The following is a 20,428-nucleotide window of genomic DNA, read 5'->3' on the forward strand; positions in this document are numbered from 1 at the left end:
CTAACGAATAACTGATGGTAAATTATCCTACTGCGCATTAATTAGTTTCGTTAATATTTTTTCTATTTTTCCTTCGGGATCTATTTGTTCAAATTTCATAGCATCAGTACAACTATCAATCGGTACCATTCCAAACAGAGCTCTCAACGTGCGAAGTTTATGCATATATGGGTAATTGTGCGTGAGTGATTCGCAAAATTTCCCGTTGTTTTCTACTAATAAGGCTTTGGCCTCATCTGTTTTTCCTTGCTGAAAATATAGTTCAGACGTTAGTAAAATAAGGTTTAATTTGCCTTTAATATGATTGGGTGAATAGCCTTTTTGATGATATTCAGTAAGCTGCTGCTGCGCTTCCTTTAAGCGATCGAACTCAATCAAGGCTTGGATCTGATAGCGTTTAGTTCTTTCAATGTAAGTGTCATGTAAATGCGTTTCAGGCAGTTGTTCTAGCTCGTTGAGTAGCTGTGTTAAAACATCAAATACTGATTCTGATTTTGATTGAATTAGGCTGGGTAGCATAGCCATCTTAGTTGTAAAATATCTAGAATACAGAGGCTTGCCATTTTTTTGTTGGAATTTTAGTGCAAATTGACACGTTTCTAGTGATGGCAGTCCTGCAATTTGGTAATTGTGGCATTGGTCAAAAACATAAAATCCTTTAATGCGTTGGCCACTATTAAAAATAGCATTGTTAATGTTGATTCTAGAAAAGTTAAATGCTTCACCCATTTGCCCATAAATTTTTAATATAGTTGATAGTAAATCATAAGAAAGCTCACCAAAGCGGGGATCCACTAATTCGCTCATTTTTTCTAGCAACTTAGGATAACGCTTGGCCTCTTTAAATTCGCTCGAGTGCAAAAGGTCTAAGTAACTATAAAATTGAATCAGTGGTGTTAGGCGTTCACGTTCAATTCTTTCACTGTCAATTAGTCTAATTTGGTTATCATAAAAAATTTTAGCGTAGTCTTTAAAAGGGTGATGTCCTGATATTGTCGCGACGAGTTCTTTAAAGTCCTTTTCGGAGTTTTCCCATTCTATTGAACCATATTCATAAAGATCATTTTCAATTTGTGCCTTACTGGCAAGTACGGTGAGCTTTAAAACAATCGAGGTGTTGGGTTGTTTTGCTAAGGCCCATGCTTCATTAAGAAGTGCTTTAATGTTTACACCACTTTGTTTATAAGTCGATTCACGCACGGCTAACAGCTTTAAATGCACTTCAGCATCTAAGCTTAAGTTATCTAAGCCACCTGCAGATGCTAATAAGTCCCTTATTCTTAATTTGAAAGGCGTTAGCATGGCATCCGCTACGTAGATTTCCCATTCCAATAGCTTTTGATAAGTGGGTTCGGATAAATCCACTTGTGATTTCAGCCCATCAATTATGTAATTTAATCCTGAGATTGTGTCTTCATAACGAATTTGATGGACATGCATTTCGACTAGCATCTTTTGTGCAACTAAATGGTAAGGCAGCAATGATGCTTTATTTTGGGTTAGATCAAACAATTTTTGAGCATAAGACGCCATGGTGTAGTAGTCACCAAGTACAAGTTGTGCTTCTGCCAATGCCAGTAACAGTTTTGCAGCTTGCCGTTCTGGTAAGCGTGTAAGGTCAAGTTTTGTGATGGCGCTGATAATCTGCCGCTGTCGATCTAATTCATTCCCTGTCACAATCCGAACTTGGCTGAGTAAGTTTTGCGCGACTTCTAGGTTGGCGGCAGCCTGCAATTTTTGTATTTGCAACTCTTGATGTGACTGCCAAGCTATAGCAAATGCAGTTAACGAAAGTATTATTGTAACAATAGCAAAGCCAACAGCTAACCTATGCCGGTATAAAAATAATCTTAGATGATAACGCTTTCTGTTAACCACAGACACAGGGCTAAAAGCAAGATATAACTCGAGGTCTTTTATCATGTCAGACATGCTGCGATAACGCTCAGTCGGATTCTTGGCACAGGCTTTATCTATGACAGCAGAAAGCACACTATTACTATCTTGGCCCAATACGAAGCCGAGTAATTTCCCCGCGCTATAAACATCACTGGCCGTGGTTAAATGTTCCCCACTAATTTGCTCAGGGCTTGCATAGTCTAGCGATAATCCTCTGATATAAGCTTGCATCTTTGCAACGGAAGTGGCACCTAATAACCTAGCAACACCAAAATCTAACAAGTAAGGTTTGCCTGAGTCATCTATCATCACATTCTGCGGTTTTAAGTCTGCATGTAATAGTTGCCTAGAGTGCGCATGGAGCAGCGCATAAAATATTTGTAACAATAGTTTTAACTTAGCTTTTTTGTTCAGCGAGTGCTGTAACAAATAGTGGTTTAAGGTTTGTCCTTGTACGCGTTGCATCACTAAGTACATGTAACCATCTTCTGTTCTACCAGCATCATAGACGGAGACAATATTATCGTGCGACAACGATGCAAGAGCCTGTGCTTCAAAGTTAAGCCTTGCACCATCAGTAGCTAAGTATTGTGAAAATATTTTTACTGCAACATCTTGTTCAAACTCACCATCGGTTCGAACACCTGCAAAAACTGAACTCATTCCCCCAGCGCCAATCAGTGAGGTGAGTTTAAAAACGCCAAGCTGTTTACCAATAAAATCAGTGGCAGGAATAGCTTCTGCAGATACGCTAAAACCCATATTAAAGATGGCTGTTACATCAAGCGCAGTTATTGCCAATAAGCGACGTAAGTGTTCAGCAAGACAGCTATCATCGATATGCTTTGATATGTATGCTTCTCTGTCTGCTTCAGACAGTGAGCTTATGGCATGATAATGTTGTATCAGTTGTTGGTTTTGCAGCGTATCAAGCAAAAGTGAGTGCCAAATGTTGTTTTACAAATAGTAAATCTTTTTCAACGGAGGATAGGCTTATCGACATCATCTCAGCAATTTCGGCATTAGGAACTTTGCAAGCATACTTCAACAGAAACACGGCTACTTGACGATCGAAAGAGCCCTTTAAATCTTCTAAATGTGATTGCATATCAATCAACTTATCTAAAAGTAGTTGTTCGTCTGTCGTCGTTGCTGCAACTTGTACAAAGTCTCTTTTCAGCGCTCGCTGTTTTCTGGTGTGATCGATTAGGATCGTATAAATAACTTGGGCAAAAGTTTTAAAAAAAACAGTTTTTGTTGAGCCGTCTATTTTTTTTGAGGTGGCCAAACGAATGTAAGCTTCATTCACCAACAGCGTGGTATTGCAGGAAGCTTCAATAGAAAGTTGATATTCCGTACTTTTATTGCGTTTGTGCTGGGTTTTTACTTTTTGCGCGATGGCTTTAAATTGCTGGTAACAGTAAGTGTAAAGCTGTGATTCCTTTTGTTTGTCACCGTATTGCCAGCCTTGTAATAAATAAGTGATATCCATATAGCTACTTAACATCCTTGTTTAAGCTAAAACATTATGTGATTGCATGTTAACCACTGAAGCGCCTTCGAAGTGCCACAAGCTAACACCTTTATTTTTAACGTTAAAATAAGCCGTTAGCAAGCGCTAAATTAGGTTTGGTGTGAATTAAGGTTGAATTTATTTTACGGTTATTTTTTAAAAATACGTTGCCTTGTGCTTTGAACTTCAAAAAGTAAAAGTTAAATGCTGCTTTAGCGTGCAGTGATGGCGGTAAAAGAGTTGAGTTCATTGTAAAAGGAGTTTGTCTTGAAAAATTTATCTAAAATATTAGCAACCACTTTATCTGCTGCTTTGCTTTCTGCATGCGGTGGCAGTGATAGTCCTGACCCCGAATATACTCTTGCGGGAAATGTCGCAGGATTAAATGGTACCGTAGTAATTAACGTTAATAACAACCCAGTATCGATTAGTGTCAACGGAGCCGCAGCATTAGGCTCTGGTTTCAAAGCGGGTGATGGCGTTACTTTAACTGTTTCCGGTCAGCCCGTAGGACAAACATGTGCTATTGAAGGAGCAGCCAGTCGTACCTTTAGTAATGCTAATATTTCTAATATCAATATTAGCTGTGCTAACACGCTCTATACTGTAGGTGGTAATGCCACAGGAGTAACTGGACCTGTTACATTGAACTATAGTGTGGAAGGCGGTCGTGAGGGCCAATTTGAGTTAACCGCAGAGGGTAACTTTACTATCGGCTCAGATTTTACCTATAACAATGCGCTTAGTTTCTCTGTATCGACTGACGCGGCATTACAGTGCGAGATTTCGCCTTCAACGATTACTATTCAATCTGATTTTGATGAGGTAGAGGTTTCATGCCAACCTCTTCTTACGGTAAGTGGCAGTGCGGCAGGGTTAGCAAGACCGGCTTCGTTACAATATGTCTATCAAGAACAAACTTATCATTTTACAATTAATGAAGTGGGTAATTTTACGTTACCCACGGCTTTTTTGCCGGGCGCCGCGTTACAATTTTCTGTACCTGATTACCTTGGCCATCAGTGCACAGTGTTACCGACTTCTTTAACGCTTGAAACGAATTTTTCTGAACTCGAAGTGAGTTGTGAAACATTTGGCGAAGTTAGCGGTCAGGTCACGGTTTATAGTAGCGGTTTACCTATTGAAGGTGCGAAGCTAGAGGTGTATGTCCCAGGAGAGGATAATACACCTGAATTGATACAAGAACTGACCTCTGATGAACGTGGTAATTACGCGCTTTTAGGTCTAGGTTACTCGGAAAGGATCGTTATTCGTGCTTCCGCTGATAATTATGTCACTCGCTCTGATGTGTTCAGAACATCAGAAAATAACCCTAATCCCAGATTAAATGTCGCTTTATTGGATGTGGGTTTCACAGAGACCTTTCCAGCCACGGCAGCTAAAGAACTGATTGACCCAGTGTCAGCATTACGAATTTCTTTACCTGCAAGTGCCTTTGTGGACACTCAAGGACAAATTTATAGCGGTGACGTTACTGCATCTGTAACCAATATCGATGCTTCATCCGATCCCGCTATTATGCCGGGTTATTATTTGGCTATTGATCCCGCTTCTGGTGAAGAAACGTCTTTTGAATCGTTTGGTGCACTAAATGCAGCGTTTAAAGCAGAAAACGGCGAAGTTTTACAACTTGCTGATAATAAAAGTGCTCAAATCCGTATTCCTTTGGCATCACGAGCCGTGAATCCACCACAAAGTATTCCGCTAATCCATTTTAATGAAAAAACTGGGATTTGGACTGTTGAAGATGAAGTTGTTTTAAGTTTTGATGAACAGAGCCGCCGTTATTATTCAGGTGAAGTGAATCATTTTTCTACTTGGAATGCCGATTATTTGTTTGAGTCAGTGAATATTACGGGTTGCGCTATCGACAATATCTCACAGCTTCCTATGTCTGAAGTTAAGATGGTTGCTGATGGTATGAATTATATCGGTCGTTCAGTAGCTTATACCAATGCGGCGGGTGAATTTACCATTACGGTCAGACCCAATAGCCAAGTTTTGCTATCCATCCGTGATAGCAATGGTCAAAGCAATACCACTCAGCTCTTGGTCGCAAACACAGACCTAGATTTAGAAAACTGTATTACTTCAAACAAAGGCGCAATGACCGTTAACTTGTCATGGGGCCAAAATCCAAGAGATCTTGATACGCATTTCAAAGGGCCGACAGTCGCTAATAGCTTAACTGAACGTTTTCATGTTTTTTTCGCCGACAGAATTGTCACTGTTGAAAACGAGACGATTTTTCTTGATGTGGATGATACGAACGGTTTCGGTCCTGAAATTTTAACGGTGCCGCGCTTCCCATTACCAGGTCGCTACATGTATTCCGTACACCATTATTCTGGCACAGGGTCTATTTTCCAATCTCCCACGCGAGTCGAAGTGGTCATCAATGGTGAACGTTTTGTGTTCTCACCTTCTGAGGATCAAGACACAAGAAGCTCACTCAATGCCTGGTTAGTATTTGAAGTTGAAGTAAATGATGAAGGTGATGTACAAATAATTCCTGTTAATCGTTACGTACGTGTCAATGACAACGATGTAACTGATGTAACTCCATCATCTACGCCAAGTGAATTGCCGATAAAACAATATATCGAGTAAGAGCTATGTGAAGGTTCAGCGCAAGAATAGACGCTTGCGCTGAATGATTATTATAGTCAGTACTTTAGTGATTGTTGTTATAAGGGTATATTAATGAAAAATTTAATAATAGTAATATTATCTTTAGTATGTGGCTCTGCTAATGCTGCACTGATAGTCGATACGGGAGAGGGGAGTACACAAGTGCCCGCTCCATCAACATTTGCTCTATTTGGTTTATCACTTTTAGCTTTAAGGCAATTTCAAAATCGCCAATAGGTTTTTTAAAAGCGACAAAAAGTATCTTCTTAGATAATTTAGTTGGAAAATATGAAAACTTATAAAAGTTTGTTCTAGATAAATGCAGTTGAGTCTTTAGATTTTTGTTTCTAGTTTCTTTGAAAATATAAATTAAAAGCATAATGGTGAACTAAGCACCATTATGCTTTTATTTCCACTATGAGCTTAAGATCTTTATAGATGATAACTAATATGCTGATGAAAACGCACGGTCAGATCATCACGCTCGGGTTGCAGTGCTAAGCTTTTGGCAAAGCGATGTAATACCGCTTCTACCTGATTCATAAAGCGGCCATAACCCATATCGGTTTGATCGGCTGGGGTGGCAAAAATCACCAATTGCATCATTTCTACTAGCTTATCGCCTTGCAAATCGCTGATCAGTTGACCTGCTTGCGCGCTCGGATCAAAACCAATCATCTGCAACTCTGTGCCATGGCTGCTTTTATCAAATTGACTATTTCGCACCAAGGGTAACAAACCATTAGCCAGCACGGCTAAATGTTTGAATTGCTCGGGCTGACAGGCGCTGACAAAGCTATCACTGACTTTTTGATAAAGCGGCAGGTAGGGCGCATCACTCTGTAAATTCAATGCGACTTGCTCTTTTAAGCGCCGGCTTAACGGTAAGTTGACGATGACATAGGTAAGCGCATTATGCGCGGGCAGTTCACATTGCCGTGCTTTATAGCGCGCACCAATTGAACGTAATTTGTAGCCGTAACTTTCTTTCTGGCCTTTGGCCTTGGCAAACAAATCATAAGTAAGATGCTGATGGTCACGCACTTTTACTTTTGTCTCAGTCATTTTTAACTTAGCCAGCAGTTGTTGTAGTACTGTCGTGACTTTTTGGTGGAACGTTGCAGCGTTGGCGCGTAATGGCTGGTCGGTGGCTAAAAATAATAAAGAAATTTTTCGTGCTCGGATGCTGGCATCATAAAAGCTATGCTGTGCTTCGTGATAGCTTGGGTTATAGAAAAATAAAATTTGTTCAGTGGTTTGTAATACGTAAGCTTCCTGGTGAAAGCGCACCACTGGGGTTTTACCATTAGCAATCAGGTGTACATTGTGTAGCTGTGCCGCATCCGCCAGTTCAAAAAACTGCTGTGACAATTGCTGATAAAGCTGTTCAAACGGTTTTGCTGGGTTGCTAGCAGGAAAGGCCGCGAGTAGTTCGTCTGTTAACGCAAATTCAGCTAAGAGATATTGGTTATCTCGGGCTTCAGCTGGTAAATAAACTTTGTGTTGCGAGCTTACAGGCATAGGTGTTTCCTCAGGTGTATAAATTAGCGGCAATTTTACCAGAAATACAATGTTAATATAGAAATGTTTAATGTAATTATTTTAAGCTTATTAAGGTTAAATTCAGCTTAATTTAAAGTATCCATGAAGGCTCCGCAATTTACTCGATATCCATCTATCTTGGCCGTATTTTGCCTTGTTTAGCGGTGCGTGTTTCCATTGAGATTTGCACTAATATCAATATCTGCGAAATGGTTTTGTATTTATTCTTTACAGCAAGTAAAAGCTTATGTGATGTGGCAAACCGCAGATGAGCTTTTCAGCGGTTGAAAGCTCATCTGCATGAAGTGAGCAGGTTTTGCTGCACCCCTAAACTAGAACCTAAATGGTTTACACCTTTAATTTGGCTAGCGTCCGTTGATCAGCATGACAGGAGCGCACTGTTTTTGTTAAGCATCACTTTAGCTTAACTGACGCCAGCGCCAACTATCACGTAGCACTTCCCATGCCGGAAATAACGCTAGCACGACTAAGCTTATCGTTATTGTACGTTCAAGTTGCGCCGAGCTAAGCGTGCCAAGCAAAGGCTGCTCGGTGATTTGCAAAAAAGGCGACATCATTGCCAAATACAGAATTACCAAGGTAAACAAAGCGTTGATGATAATATTCGCCTGCAATAGCGCTTTCTGCCAAATACGCTGCTTTAATTGCCATAGGCTATTGCAGATACCCGCGAGCAACAAAGGTGTACACCACAGTAGCAATGTTTTTACCTCGTTGCTGAGCAATACGCTAGGGGTTTCTGCTAGCGCCACAACTTGCCACAGTGGGTAAAATATGACCACCAGTAAAAATAAATAACTCGCCAAATCAGTAAAAATATCTTGTAGTGCTATCGTCTGCCAGCTAAAGCCCGCGCTAGGTAAATTTTCCGGCTGCCAGTTTTGCCAGCAGTGCTGCTCTGGTTCAGGGGTTTGTTTGGAAATGACAAAATAACCTAGGGTAATGGCAGTAAAAGCAAAGCAAGCATCATCAATCCACCCTGCCGCGATACTGAACACTAAGCTAATCAAACCGACATCAGCGTAGGATAACCAGCCAAAAGTGCTCTTGACCACTTGGATCAAAAACAAGATCCCGAGTACTAGCGTTAAGGTATAGCGATAAATGGGCATATAACTGGCGTTAATGAATGGCTGCTCAGGTACAAACTGTCTGGCAACTTGTCGCGGATGGCCCATTTGCTTTAACAGTTGGCTGATATCTGCGTCGCTTAAGGCACCTTGCGCTGCCGTTATCGCATCCAGTTCATCCATAATATTGGCCTGCAACTCTCTCGCAATTTCTTCGCGTTTCGCCGCCGGTAGCTCGCGCTGCACCGCAGCAATATATCGAGTGACTAAGTCCATGACTATTTCTCCTTCTCAGTAACCAATAAGTTAGCCAGTGCGCCATTGAGGTTTTGCCACTCTTGCGTTAGCTGTTGTAACAAGGTCGCACCCAAGGCAGACAACTTGTAATAACGTCGCTCACGCCCCTCTGCTTGCTGCCATTCGCTTTCTAGTAGACCTTGCTCAGCTAGCCGCCGGATCAACGGATATAAGGTGCCTTCATCAATGTCGATGCCGCCTTGCTGTAACTGTTGCCGCAGTGAATAGCCATAGTGCGCCTGTTTTAGTGAAGCTAATACTGCCAACACCAGCACGCCACGGCGTAACTCTAGGCGCATTTTATCGCGTTGTGCCAAGGTCATCTGCTTACTCCTTCTGTTGATGTCGGCGATACTGTACGGCACATACTGTGCGGTACACAGTTAATATACTAGGTGGCGCACAGTAAGATTGCAAGTGATTTTATTTTTATACTTTGCTTAATAAGCGCAGCCATTGCGTGACGCTATAATCGGCCATTATTGGGTTTGTGTAAGGGTATTTGCGAGTTTGCTGGCGACTGAAATAGACATAATATAAAACAATAAAGGCGCTTTACGCGCCCTTATGGTTTTTTGCCTGGGTCAAAACCTACGCCAGTAAGATAAACCCAAAGAACGCAGCAATGGCGGCCATTAGCGCATAAGGGAACTGCGTTAGCGCGTGGCTCATCAAATTACAGCCTGAGCCTTGTGCGGCCAGTACGGTAGAGTCACTGTAGAAACAGGCTTGGCTACCAAACGAGCTGGCTGAGAGCAGAGCGCCGATCACCAGTGGGATATTCGCCTCGACAGTCATCGCTAATGGCATAACGATAGGGATTGATACCGCGAAGATGCCCCAGCTTGAACCCGTGACAAAAGCTAATACTGCCATCGCGACGAACACTAAGGCAGGGAGCATTTGTGCTGTCATGTAGGGGGCTAAATTCTCAATCACATACAGCGGTAAGCCGAGTTGATCGCAAACATCTTTAAAGGTAAAGGCGGCGATAACGGTACAAATAGCCGGTAGCATGGTTTTAAAACCATGCATCATTAGCTCCATCATATCCACAAACGGCATTAAACGCTGCGCCATGTACATCGGAATGGTGATAATAAACGTTAGAATGAGCGCAGGCCAAATTTCCGCTTCAAACCAAATGGTAAAACCAATCAGCATCAACATCGGTAATAAGAAGTTCATCAACTTGCCGTCGTTCTTATCGGCATGATCAAATTCTTCTTCTAACGATGCTACGGCAAAACCCGTATGTGGTTGACCGGTAGCCGTGGCGTGATTAGCTTCACTGCTGGCGAGTGCTTTGGCACTGACCACGCTGTCCACCGGGGCATTCACTGCTTGCATCGCGGCTAACTCGGCTTTTTTCATTGGGCCAACTAAGGGCACTATGCCTAAAATAACCAACGGCACTAACAACAGCGCTAACCAGGCATAGATCATGTAAGGAATGGCCGCGATATAGGTTTTAATACCATTCGGATCGCTAGCCGGCGCAATATCGTTGGCAACTAATAAGCCCCCGAAGAAAATAGCCCAGGTTGAGATCGGTACTAACACACACATGGGGGCTGCGGTGGAATCGACCACATAGGCCAGCATTTCGCGTGACACTTTATATTTATCGGTTAACCGTTTCATGGTTTCACCGACAGTCAGGGCATTTAGGTAATCATCAATAAAAATAATTAAACCTAATAGGTAGGTCATGAACAGGGACGGTTTACGGCCTTTAGCATATTGCTGCGCCATGCGGCCAAAGGCAAAGGCCCCACCGGTATGCACCAACAGCGCAATTAACGCACCAAAGCCACCGCAAACTAAAATGAGCCAACCGATGGTTTCATCTTGCATCACGCGAACAGATGTTTCGCCTAAATTAAATAGCGCGTCGAGTGGTGAGCCAATTAATAATAGACCTGACGCAGCACCTAGCACCAGCGCCAAAATGGGGCGCTTTAACCAGATGGCAAAGGCTAGAACAACAAGAGGTGGGATTAAACTTATCGCACTTGGCGCAATGGCGGCCGCTTCGACCGCCGCTGCAACAGGCTCGGCCAAACTCCCTAAGGTATCTTCTGCTGACATATTTTTATTCTCGTATAAAAGTCCGGCTTACCGGCAAAAAAGGTATTGAACCGTTGCAGCAGAATGGACAACTCAACGGAGCGATAGTCACAGTGCGAGCATTAGCTGTGGCTTGAAAAACTTACCGTAAAAGCTTTCTTACCTGAGCACGCTAATTGTGTTTGTTCAGGATACAAACAAACCTGTGCATGATAACAAAAACTCGCGCTTGTACAATTACCGGCGCTAACAAAAAAATACCCACGGCCAGTTACTGGCCGTGGGTATTACTTAACATGTTAACTGTGTTGCTTAAATCGCAGCGATCTCGGCTTGTTGCAGCTTTAACTTGGCAACGGCTTGCTCTAGCTCAGCTTGTTTGGCGCGCTCTTTTGCTAAAACCGCCTCTGGTGCTTTGGCAACAAAGCCTTCGTTGTTTAGCTTACCGGCAACACGAGACAGCTCTTGCTCGGTTTTTTCCAGCTGCTTAGCAATTCGGCCTAATTCGGCTTCTTTATCAATTAAACCGGCCATCGGGATCAGCAGATCCATATTGCCAATTAACTGTGCGGCGCTGGCAGGCGCTTTTTGCTCAGGCGCTAACAACTCCAAGCTTTCCAGTTTTGCCATTACTAATAGGAAGTTACGGTTCTGATCAATACGGCGCTGTTCTTCGGGAGAAATGTTACGTAATAAAACCGTTAAGGGCTTATTCGGCGAAATGTTCATTTCACCACGCACGTTACGGATAGCGGTGATCACGGCTTTTAGCCATTCTAGATCGGCTTGTGCTGTTTCATCGACTAAGTCAACCTGATACTCAGGGTAAGCGGCCAGCATAATGCTGTCGCTTTGAATATTGGCCAACGGTTTAACCGATTGCCAGATGCTTTCGGTGATGAACGGCATGATCGGGTGCATTAAACGCAGTAAACTTTCGAGCACCGTGATCAAGGTGTGGCGCGTACCACGTTGTTCCGCTTCATTACCTTTAAATAAAATCGGCTTAGTCAGTTCTAAATACCAGTCACAGAACTGATTCCAAGTAAATTCATACAAGGCCGTAGCGGCTAAGTCAAAGCGGTAGGTATCAAAGTAATGCCGCACTTGTTTCACCGTTTGTTGATACTGCGCCAAGATCCATTTGTCGGCCAGCGACAGGGTTTTCTCTGCAGTGCCAAAACCGCAATCTTGCTCTTCGGTATTCATCAGCACATAGCGGCTAGCGTTCCACAATTTATTGCAGAAGTTACGGTAACCTTCTAAGCGCTTCATATCCCAGTTAATATCACGACCGGTTGAGGCTAACGTGGCTAAAGTAAAGCGCACAGCGTCAGTGCCGCTGCTGGGGATGCCTTCAGGGAATTGTTTCGTGGTGCGATCAGCAATTTTCTTCGCTAATTGCGGCTGCATCATATTACTGGTGCGCTTGGCTAATAAATCTTCCAGGCTAATACCGTCAATCATGTCTAATGGATCGATAACGTTGCCTTTGGATTTCGACATTTTATCGCCGCTTTCATCGCGGATCAGGCCGGTAACATAGACCGTTTTAAACGGTACTTGCGGTTGGCCTTGTTCATCTTTGATAAAGTGCATGGTCATCATGATCATGCGTGCTACCCAGAAGAAAATAATGTCAAAACCAGTTACCAACACATCGGTCGGATGAAAGGTTTTTAAATCGTCGGTTTGCTCTGGCCAGCCAAGCGTAGAGAAGGTCCACAACGCGGAGCTAAACCAGGTATCTAATACATCGTTATCTTGTTGTAGTGTTATGCTGTCAGCCAGTTGATATTTAGCGCGAACTTCGGCTTCGTTACGGCCAACATAGACTTTACCGTCGGCGTCGTACCAAGCGGGAATACGATGGCCCCACCAGAGTTGACGCGAGATACACCAATCTTGAATATCGCGCATCCAGCTGTAATACATATTTTCGTATTGTTTTGGTACAAACTGAATTTGACCGCTTTCTACCGCTTCTACTGCGGTTTTCGCCAGGGGTGCAGCGCGCACATACCATTGATCGGTCAGCATCGGCTCAATCACCACGCCGCTACGATCGCCGTAGGGCAGGGTATTGTTATGATCTTCCACCTTTTCCAGCAAACCCGCGGCATCAAAAGCCGCAACAATGGCTTTACGTGCGGCATAACGTTCTAGCTGTTGAAACTCGGCAGGAATAGGCGCGCTGAGCGCTGGGTTAACTTCACCATTAGTGAAAAAACATTCGCCTTCGCTGCGGATCATGGCATCGAGAGTCAGAATGTTGATCATCGGCAATTGATGACGTTTACCCACTTCATAATCGTTGAAGTCATGTGCTGGGGTGATTTTGACGCAACCCGTGCCTTTTTCCATATCGGCATGGTCGTCGGCGACAATTGGGATGCGGCGATTAACTAAAGGCAACAGGATCTCTTTGCCGATCAGCGCTTGATAACGTGGATCGTCTGGGTTTACTGCAACACCGGTATCACCCAACATGGTTTCTGGGCGTGTGGTGGCGACCACTAGGTAAGTTTTGCCTTCAGCGGTCATGGCGCCGTCGGCTAACGGATAGCGCAAGTGCCACATTTGGCCTTTCTGATCTTTGTTTTCAACTTCTAAATCAGAGATAGCCGTGTGCAGTTTCGGATCCCAGTTCACTAAGCGCTTACCACGGTAGATCAGATCATCTTCGTATAAACGCACAAACACTTCTTGCACGGCATTGGATAAACCGGCATCCATGGTAAAACGTTCACGATCCCAGTCTACCGAGTTGCCTAAACGGCGCATTTGCGAGGTGATGGTGCCACCTGATTCGGCTTTCCACTCCCAGATTTTTTCAATAAATTTGTCACGGCCAAGCTCATGGCGGCCTGGCAAACCTTCTGCGGCTAACTTGCGTTCAACCACCATTTGCGTGGCGATACCGGCGTGATCACTGCCCACCTGCCACAAGGTATTTTTACCTTGCATGCGTTGGTAACGTGTTAGCGCATCCATAATGGTTTGCTGGAAGGCATGCCCCATATGCAGGCTGCCAGTCACGTTTGGTGGCGGGATCATGATGCAATAGTTATTACCTGCACGGTCATCACCGTTCGGTTTAAAATAGCCTTTGCTTTCCCAGGCCTGATACATGGCCTGTTCTATTTCGCTTGGGTTGAAGGTTTTTTCCATCAGAGATACCTGTAAATTCAGTCGGCTTGCACGGTTTCAGGCGTGATGCCAGCTTGACGATATTGTTTGTAACGTTCCCGGGCTTGCGCTTTTAACGACGCCTCTGCCGGAACAAATTCGATTACACGCGCAAAACGCCGGGCAAATTCCGGCATGTTGTCGGTTAAATTGATTAACACCTGACGACTTTGTCGTGGTGCTTGCCAGCCAATCTCAATGGGTGCGCCACGCGCGGGGCCTTCACCACTGAGGTTATGCGGCACAAAACGTTCCGCATCAAACTGCCAGAGTAATTCATCTAACTGTTCGGCCATCTGTTGATCGGCAGTATATACAAAAACGCGTTGATTGGCGCGGTACAAATCTGCACAAAGCTGACAAGCAAAAGCAAAATGAGCTGGCGCAGGCGACAGCTCATTTGAGATTGCGGTGTGTTCAGCTGAGCCATCAGGCTCAGCCAGCACATAAAACGTAACAGTCATTAATGATCCTGATTGTTGCCCGTACGGTTAATCAGAAACTGCGTTAACAACGCGACCGGACGACCGGTAGAGCCTTTATCTTTACCACCACTGCGCCAGGCCGTTCCGGCAATATCAAGGTGTGCCCAGTTATATTTGCGGGTAAAGCGAGACAGGAAGCAGGCTGCGGTAATAGTACCGGCTGCACGCCCCCCTAAGTTGCTGAAGTCGGCAAAAGGGCTTTCCAGTTGATCTTGATATTCATCCCACAGCGGTAAACGCCAAGCACGGTCACCGCTTTGCTCTGAAGCATTGAGGATTTCATGGGCAAGCGGGTTGTGGTTACTCAGTAAGCCAGAAGCGTGTTTGCCCAGTGCAATCACACAAGCACCGGTTAAAGTGGCCACATCAATCACCAGCTCTGGGTCGAAGCGTTCAACGTAAGTGAGTGCATCACACAATACTAAACGGCCTTCGGCGTCGGTATTTAATACTTCAACCGTTTGCCCAGACATCGTAGTAAGAATATCACCCGGCCGATAAGCATTGGCATCCGGCATGTTTTCAGCGGCGGCTAACACCGCCACGATATTAATCGGCAATTGTAAGTTGATCACGGCGTGCATGGTACCAAACACCGAGGCGGCGCCGCACATATCAAACTTCATTTCGTCCATGCCATCGCCCGGTTTTAAGCTAATACCACCCGAGTCGAAGGTTAAACCTTTACCAATTAATACCACAGGCGCGCTGTCGTTACCGGCACCATTGTATTTAATCACAGACATACGTGGCTGGTTAACCGAACCTCGGCCAACCGCTAAGTAAGAGTTCATCCCAAGGGCGCTCATTTCCTCTACACCCAGTACTTCAACACTGACTTTGTCAGACAGGCTTTGTAAGGCAGAGGCCTGTTCCGCAAGGTAAACCGGTGTGCAGATATTCGGAGGCATGTTGCCCACGTCTTTACATTGTTTGATACCGGCAGCAATGGCTAAACCATGGTCTACCGCACGTTCACCAATGGTCAGATCGCGACGGGTGGGTACGTTAAACACAATTTTACGTAGCGGGCGGCGTGTTTCATCTTTTTTGCTTTTTAAACGATCAAACACATAGAGGCAATCTTGTGTGGTTTCAACGGCATGACGCACTTTCCAGTAGGTATCACGACCTTTCACATGCAATTCAGATAAAAAGCAAACGGCTTCCATTGAGCCGGTTTCGTTCAAGGTGCTAATGGTTTTGGCGATAATTTGCCGGTACTGGCGCTCGTCTAGCTCACGCTCTTTACCACAGCCCACTAATAGCACTCGCTCGCTTAGTACATTCGGAACATGGTGCAGTAACAGCATCTGCCCTGGTTTGCCTTCTAAATCACCACGGCGAAGCAAATTGCTGATATAGCCTTCGCTGATTTTATCTAATTGCTCTGCTACTGCAGAGAGGCGACGCGGTTCATAGACACCAACAACGATGCAAGCACTACGTTGTTTTTCGGGACTTCCGCTTTTTACGCTGAACTCCATGTTTACTCCTGATTCTAAGAGACTATGCTACTATAAGTCGCTAATTAAAGTACTGCGGGCAGTAGCAGACTACAAAGTGATAATGAATTTTACCGAGAATAAATAAAAAAGCTCGGATTTTAAGCCGCTTTGCCCGATAATAATTGCTATAAATACCAAGTTTACTGAAAAATGACCAGCTTTCCAGTGAAAAGACAGGTTTTTAGGGGGCATTTTGATTATTTTTCGTTATCTGATTGGTGAAGTTTTTCGCTCTCAGTTAGCTGTCTTTCTGATTTTGACCACCATCATCATTAGCCAACGTTTTGTAAAGATTTTGGCTGATGCCTCTGAAGGTGAAATACCGGGCCAATTGGTCATGAGTATTGTTGCGCTGAAATTGCCGCAATTAGCGGTGATTATCCTGCCGTTGAGTGCCTTTTTAGGCATTTTAGTCGCTTATGGCCGCATTTATGCCGATAGTGAAATGACGGTGTTGCATGCTACCGGCGTTAGTGAATGGTATATCACTCGTCTCACTTTATTGTTATCGCTCGTGATGGCGCTGTTAGCCGGTGCGGTAACGCTGTATCTGAGCCCATGGGCTACAGAGCAAGAATATACCTTACTGGAACGTGCTGAATCGGATGCGGGGCTTTTTTCGTTGGTACCGGGGCGTTTTCAGCATACCTCAAATGAAAAAGCCGTGATTTTTGTGCAAGATGTCAGTCGTTCGGGTAATGAGCTATCTAAGGTGTTTGTGGCGCAAAGCAGTGATAATCCGGCGAACCCTGGCCATGCTATTGTTTATGCACAAAGCGGTGCAGTAAAAGAAGATCCGCAAACCGGCGCGCAGATGTTGCAGTTGCAACAAGGCCGCCGCTATGCCGGTGATAGCCAAACTGCGGCCTACGAGATCACCGAGTTTGGCAGTTACCTGATGCAAATTCGTGAACAAGAAGTAGAACAGCGCCGCCGTAAATTAGGCAGTCTTAGCACCCCAGCGTTATTACAAGAAAATAACGCCGAAGCGGCTGCCGAATGGCATTGGCGCATTGCTATCCCATTGTCTATTCCGATCCTTACGCTCATTGCTGTGCCCTTAGCTCGAGTTAATCCACGCCAAGGCAAGTTTGGTCGTTTACTGCCAGCCTTATTACTTTATTTAGGCTATTACGCCTTGATGATTATTGCGCGCTCGGCAATTGAAGATGGCAAGATACCCGCAGAGTGGGGTATGTGGTGGTTACATCTACTTGGGCTGACAGTGGGTACCGTGTTAATTTTACGAAATCGCTCCAGTGCTCAGCGGGTTCGAGCATGGCTAGCAGGACGTTAAGATGCTGAAAATTCTCGATCTCTATATTGGCCGCACTATTTTAATGACCAGTGTGCTTACGCTTACTGTGTTAATTGGTCTGTCATCCATGTTTCGTTTTATCGATCAAATGCGCTCTATTGGTCGCGGTTATTACGATATGGTGCATGCCGCCTTGTTTACCTTGTACAGCGTACCGGGTGATGTGGTGATTTTCTTTCCAATGGCAGCACTGATTGGCGGGTTAATTGGCCTGGGCATGTTGGCCAGTAACAGCGAATTAGTGGTGATGCAGGCGGCGGGTTTATCGCGTTTAAATATTATCAGTTCGGTGATGAAGTCAGCGGTATTGATGGTGTTAGTGATGATGGCTATTGCAGAATGGGGCGCGCCGGTCAGTGATCGTGCGGCACGAGAGCTGCGCATAAAAGCGATTTCTGACGGTAACTTATTTGCGGCCCGCCAAGGCGTTTGGGCGAAAGATGGCGATAGTTTTGTTAATATCAAAGAAGTCGATGATGTTGGTAACTTACAAGAATTAACCATTTACCAATTTGACGAAAACCTGGCTTTGCAGCAAAAAATCACGGCAATCAGTGCGGTATACATCGAGGATGCTTGGCGTTTACAGCAGGTTACCGCGTTAAATTTTACGCCTGAGCAAATTATTCGCGTTGAAGCAGAAAGCCAACGTTGGCGTTCCACCCTTACCCCTGAAAAACTCGGCGTGGTAACGGTTAAGCCTGAAATGCTATCGCTGCAAGGTTTAATGGAGTATGTCGATTATTTGCAACAAAATGGCCAAGACGCCAGCCGTTACCAATTAGCCTATTGGCGTAAGGTACTGCAGCCGGTTACGGTGGGGGCTATGCTGTTATTGGCATTATCGTTTATATTTGGTCCGCTACGTAGCGTTACCATGGCCGCGCGGGTGTTATTGGGGATCTTAACGGGCTTTGGCTTTTACATGAGTAATGAAGTGTTCGGGCCTTTAGCGCTCGTCTATCAACTACCGCCCTTAGCCGGTGCAGCGATACCCAGTTTATTGTTTATCGGGATCTCGCTGTACTTTATGCGCCAAAAAGTTTAACGCGCTGTGTCGTGTAGATTCAGCGCTTTGCTTTGCTCTTTGGTTAATACGATCATTTGTGTGCCCGTAAACTGATCTTGCAGAGCCAAACCTTTACCCCAACGCAACCATAACCAAATATTTCCTAAGCCGCCTAGCGATAACAAGGCACGACTTAACGCTTGTAGCAGCGATAAAGGTTCGCCAGCATCTGTTACCAATAGCATGCGCCAAGCGCGCATGCCTAAGGTTTGCCCCGCTTTAGACCAAAAGTACACATAAAAGCCTAATATGATGGCAACAAAATAGCCAAGGTAGACCCAGCGACGCCAACTACTATTTAAATAATCGGCAATGTCAGCATAGCCTTCAATCGACACAACGGCACCCCATACCAGCAGTTGCACCAATAACATGGCGACCCCTGCTGCCAGCATCACCAACGCGCATAAGATTAAAACATCATAAATAATCGCAGAGAGACGACGGGCAAAGCCCGCTCTTGGCGCATTAGCGTACATATCGGGTTTCCTTTTAAACTGAATTCGCAAGTTTAGCATGACACTGAAAGCAAGCTAAAGACGAGCGTTTATTTAGTCGGTCGCTTTTTAGCGAGTGTGCACAGATGAACGGCTTTTTACCGAGCCTTGTGCTGACAAGATTGCATCAGCCGCCAGTGGCACTTAAGTGTATGTTGGCGTGCAATCTTTAGGATGCTTAGTCACTCGGTTACAATCTTGCTGTAAAAATAAGCAAATGCATCAGGCTTATACAATAAACCGCATAAAGCACTTGCACAGTCAGCCGCGCATCGTATAATGCGAGAACTTTAATTTAAAGCCTTGTACAGGTTAGTTAACTTTACCGTTAGGCTTTAAAATTAGGTCTTTCAGCTTTTGAAACGTCTACAGTTCAAAAGTTTTGAAAACAGTTGCCAAGCTGCATACTGTTTGCAAGTCCTCTCAATGCCTGGGTGGCGAAATCGGTAGACGCAGCGGATTCAAAATCCGCCGGGGGAAACTCCGTGTCGGTTCGAGTCCGACCCTAGGCACCAAATTTAAAGAAACCGCCTTTATCGGCGGTTTTTTGTTTTAAGCGCTTCGCTTTAAATCTTTTTTACAGAAAGCAAAAAGCCCTGATAAGTCAGGGCTTTTTCTGTTCTTTAGTTAGTTCAAGCCACGTTTTGGGCTTTTAATAGCTCGTTTTGCACTTGGCTAGTGCTGTTGCCAATGCTGATTTTACGCGGCTTTAACGCTTCGGGTACTTCGCGTACTAGCTCGATATGCAGCAGGCCATGCGCCATGTGGGCGCCGGTTACCTTAATGTAATCGGATAATTGAAATTTACGTTCAAAGTTACGCTCGGCGATGCCTTGGTGCACAAAGCGACGGCCTTCTTCTTTACCGGCTTTTTGCCCTTTAACCAGTAACGTATTATGTTCGGTCTCAATACTCATTTCTTGCTCGTCGAAGCCTGCTACCGCCATAGTAATGCGGTACTGATCTTCGCCGGTAATTTCAATATTGTAAGGTGGGTAGGCAGGTTGTTTTTCATTACGCGCTGCGGCATCCATTAAATTCGCTAAGTGATCAAAGCCAATAAATGAACGGTAAAATGGTGCTAAGTCGATGTTTGTCATAACCAATTCCTCTTCAGCAAACAGGTAGTTTTTTTGCCCTTCAATTGAACGGGCGTTAGGGTTAACAGCACAGCGGCTGTCGGTTTCATTCAAGGTGCCGTATCCGGCCACCTTGTTAAATAAATAAGGTCACGGTTGGTTTTTTCAAGCTTAGAGTTAAACATTTTTTGTTGGCGGTGCTTATGAAAGCGGTTTCGT

General features: G+C 44.6%; 15 protein-coding genes and 1 tRNA gene. 5 read left to right on the plus strand and 11 right to left on the minus strand.

Features of this window, described 5'->3' with window-relative positions; translation table 11 throughout:
- Positions 1-27 precede the first annotated feature (27 nt).
- Positions 28-2,835 (minus strand): serine/threonine protein kinase, encoded by a 2,808-nt coding sequence (locus LMJ53_RS13380; RefSeq protein ID WP_229587294.1) that lies wholly within the window; start codon positions 2,833-2,835, stop codon positions 28-30.
- Positions 2,828-3,391, minus strand: coding sequence for an ECF-type sigma factor (locus LMJ53_RS13385; protein WP_229587295.1), 564 nt, complete (start codon positions 3,389-3,391; stop codon positions 2,828-2,830). Before LMJ53_RS13385 ends, LMJ53_RS13380 begins: the two co-directional genes overlap by 8 nt.
- 288 nt (positions 3,392-3,679) lie before the next feature.
- Between LMJ53_RS13385 and LMJ53_RS13390 the strand changes: the two genes are divergently transcribed.
- Positions 3,680-6,043, plus strand: a complete 2,364-nt coding sequence (locus LMJ53_RS13390) for a YfaP family protein (protein ID WP_229587304.1) — start codon at positions 3,680-3,682, stop codon at positions 6,041-6,043.
- A gap of 93 nt (positions 6,044-6,136) precedes the next feature.
- Positions 6,137-6,301: a PEP-CTERM sorting domain-containing protein gene (locus LMJ53_RS13395; RefSeq protein WP_229587313.1), complete on the plus strand. Its 165-nt coding sequence runs from the start codon at positions 6,137-6,139 to the stop codon at positions 6,299-6,301.
- A gap of 195 nt (positions 6,302-6,496) precedes the next feature.
- Here the strand turns inward: LMJ53_RS13395 and LMJ53_RS13400 are convergent, their stop codons facing one another.
- The 7 genes from LMJ53_RS13400 to pepA all read right to left on the minus strand — a co-directional run bounded on the left by LMJ53_RS13400 (position 6,497) and on the right by pepA (position 16,225).
- Positions 6,497-7,585 carry a DUF3083 family protein gene (locus LMJ53_RS13400; RefSeq protein WP_229587315.1) on the minus strand — a complete coding sequence of 363 codons (1,089 nt, stop codon included), beginning with the start codon at positions 7,583-7,585 and terminating at the stop codon, positions 6,497-6,499.
- A gap of 440 nt (positions 7,586-8,025) precedes the next feature.
- Positions 8,026-8,973, minus strand: coding sequence for an HAAS signaling domain-containing protein (locus tag LMJ53_RS13405; RefSeq protein WP_229587317.1), 948 nt, complete (start codon positions 8,971-8,973; stop codon positions 8,026-8,028).
- Between the two features lie 2 nt (positions 8,974-8,975).
- On the minus strand, positions 8,976-9,317 hold the full coding sequence (locus LMJ53_RS13410; protein ID WP_226751761.1) for a PadR family transcriptional regulator: 342 nt from the start codon (positions 9,315-9,317) through the stop codon (positions 8,976-8,978).
- A gap of 268 nt (positions 9,318-9,585) precedes the next feature.
- Entirely contained in the window at positions 9,586-11,085 is a 1,500-nt protein-coding gene (locus LMJ53_RS13415; protein WP_229587319.1) for a Na+/H+ antiporter NhaC family protein, read from the minus strand.
- 291 nt (positions 11,086-11,376) lie between these two features.
- Positions 11,377-14,235, minus strand: a complete 2,859-nt coding sequence (locus LMJ53_RS13420) for a valine--tRNA ligase (protein WP_229587367.1) — start codon at positions 14,233-14,235, stop codon at positions 11,377-11,379.
- 17 nt (positions 14,236-14,252) lie between these two features.
- A complete protein-coding gene (locus tag LMJ53_RS13425; RefSeq protein ID WP_229587369.1) occupies positions 14,253-14,717 on the minus strand; it encodes a DNA polymerase III subunit chi in 465 nt (154 codons plus the stop codon).
- The gene (gene pepA / locus LMJ53_RS13430; RefSeq protein ID WP_226751765.1) at positions 14,717-16,225 is read right to left on the minus strand and encodes a leucyl aminopeptidase; all 1,509 of its coding nucleotides are present in this window, start codon (positions 16,223-16,225) and stop codon (positions 14,717-14,719) included. The genes LMJ53_RS13425 and pepA overlap by 1 nt, the downstream gene beginning before the upstream one ends.
- Before the next feature lie 214 nt (positions 16,226-16,439).
- Between pepA and lptF the strand changes: the two genes are divergently transcribed.
- Together lptF and lptG are read left to right on the plus strand one after the other, a co-directional pair.
- The gene (gene lptF / locus LMJ53_RS13435) at positions 16,440-17,543 is read left to right on the plus strand and encodes an LPS export ABC transporter permease LptF (protein ID WP_229587370.1); all 1,104 of its coding nucleotides are present in this window, start codon (positions 16,440-16,442) and stop codon (positions 17,541-17,543) included.
- A gap of 1 nt (position 17,544) precedes the next feature.
- Positions 17,545-18,612, plus strand: coding sequence for an LPS export ABC transporter permease LptG (gene lptG, locus LMJ53_RS13440; RefSeq protein ID WP_229587372.1), 1,068 nt, complete (start codon positions 17,545-17,547; stop codon positions 18,610-18,612).
- On the opposite strand, the gene LMJ53_RS13445 is transcribed toward lptG, so the two are convergent.
- Positions 18,609-19,112, minus strand: coding sequence for an RDD family protein (locus LMJ53_RS13445; RefSeq protein ID WP_229587374.1), 504 nt, complete (start codon positions 19,110-19,112; stop codon positions 18,609-18,611). The two genes, lptG and LMJ53_RS13445, sit on opposite strands and share 4 nt — an antisense overlap.
- A gap of 446 nt (positions 19,113-19,558) precedes the next feature.
- On the opposite strand from LMJ53_RS13445, the gene LMJ53_RS13450 reads away from it, so the two are divergent.
- Positions 19,559-19,645, plus strand: a tRNA-Leu gene (locus LMJ53_RS13450).
- 117 nt (positions 19,646-19,762) lie between these two features.
- Here the strand turns inward: LMJ53_RS13450 and LMJ53_RS13455 are convergent.
- Complete coding sequence (locus LMJ53_RS13455) at positions 19,763-20,230, minus strand: Hsp20 family protein (protein ID WP_229587525.1); 468 nt, start codon at positions 20,228-20,230, stop codon at positions 19,763-19,765.
- Between the last annotated feature and the right edge of the window lie 198 nt (positions 20,231-20,428).

The sequence above is a fragment of the Rheinheimera sp. UJ51 genome (assembly GCF_020819615.1).
Taxonomy (GTDB): domain Bacteria; phylum Pseudomonadota; class Gammaproteobacteria; order Enterobacterales; family Alteromonadaceae; genus Alishewanella; species Alishewanella maricola.

Coding starts and splice junctions, on each gene's coding strand:
- LMJ53_RS13455 (WP_229587525.1), bottom strand. CDS start 20,230: ATGACAAACATCGACTTAGCACCATTTTACCGTTCATTTATTGGCTTT.
- LMJ53_RS13385 (WP_229587295.1), bottom strand. CDS start 3,391: ATGGATATCACTTATTTATTACAAGGCTGGCAATACGGTGACAAACAA.
- LMJ53_RS13395 (WP_229587313.1), top strand. CDS start 6,137: ATGAAAAATTTAATAATAGTAATATTATCTTTAGTATGTGGCTCTGCT.
- LMJ53_RS13415 (WP_229587319.1), bottom strand. CDS start 11,085: ATGTCAGCAGAAGATACCTTAGGGAGTTTGGCCGAGCCTGTTGCAGCG.
- LMJ53_RS13445 (WP_229587374.1), bottom strand. CDS start 19,112: ATGTACGCTAATGCGCCAAGAGCGGGCTTTGCCCGTCGTCTCTCTGCG.
- lptG (WP_229587372.1), top strand. CDS start 17,545: ATGCTGAAAATTCTCGATCTCTATATTGGCCGCACTATTTTAATGACC.
- LMJ53_RS13405 (WP_229587317.1), bottom strand. CDS start 8,973: ATGGACTTAGTCACTCGATATATTGCTGCGGTGCAGCGCGAGCTACCG.
- LMJ53_RS13410 (WP_226751761.1), bottom strand. CDS start 9,317: ATGACCTTGGCACAACGCGATAAAATGCGCCTAGAGTTACGCCGTGGC.
- pepA (WP_226751765.1), bottom strand. CDS start 16,225: ATGGAGTTCAGCGTAAAAAGCGGAAGTCCCGAAAAACAACGTAGTGCT.
- LMJ53_RS13400 (WP_229587315.1), bottom strand. CDS start 7,585: ATGCCTGTAAGCTCGCAACACAAAGTTTATTTACCAGCTGAAGCCCGA.
- LMJ53_RS13420 (WP_229587367.1), bottom strand. CDS start 14,235: ATGGAAAAAACCTTCAACCCAAGCGAAATAGAACAGGCCATGTATCAG.
- LMJ53_RS13425 (WP_229587369.1), bottom strand. CDS start 14,717: ATGACTGTTACGTTTTATGTGCTGGCTGAGCCTGATGGCTCAGCTGAA.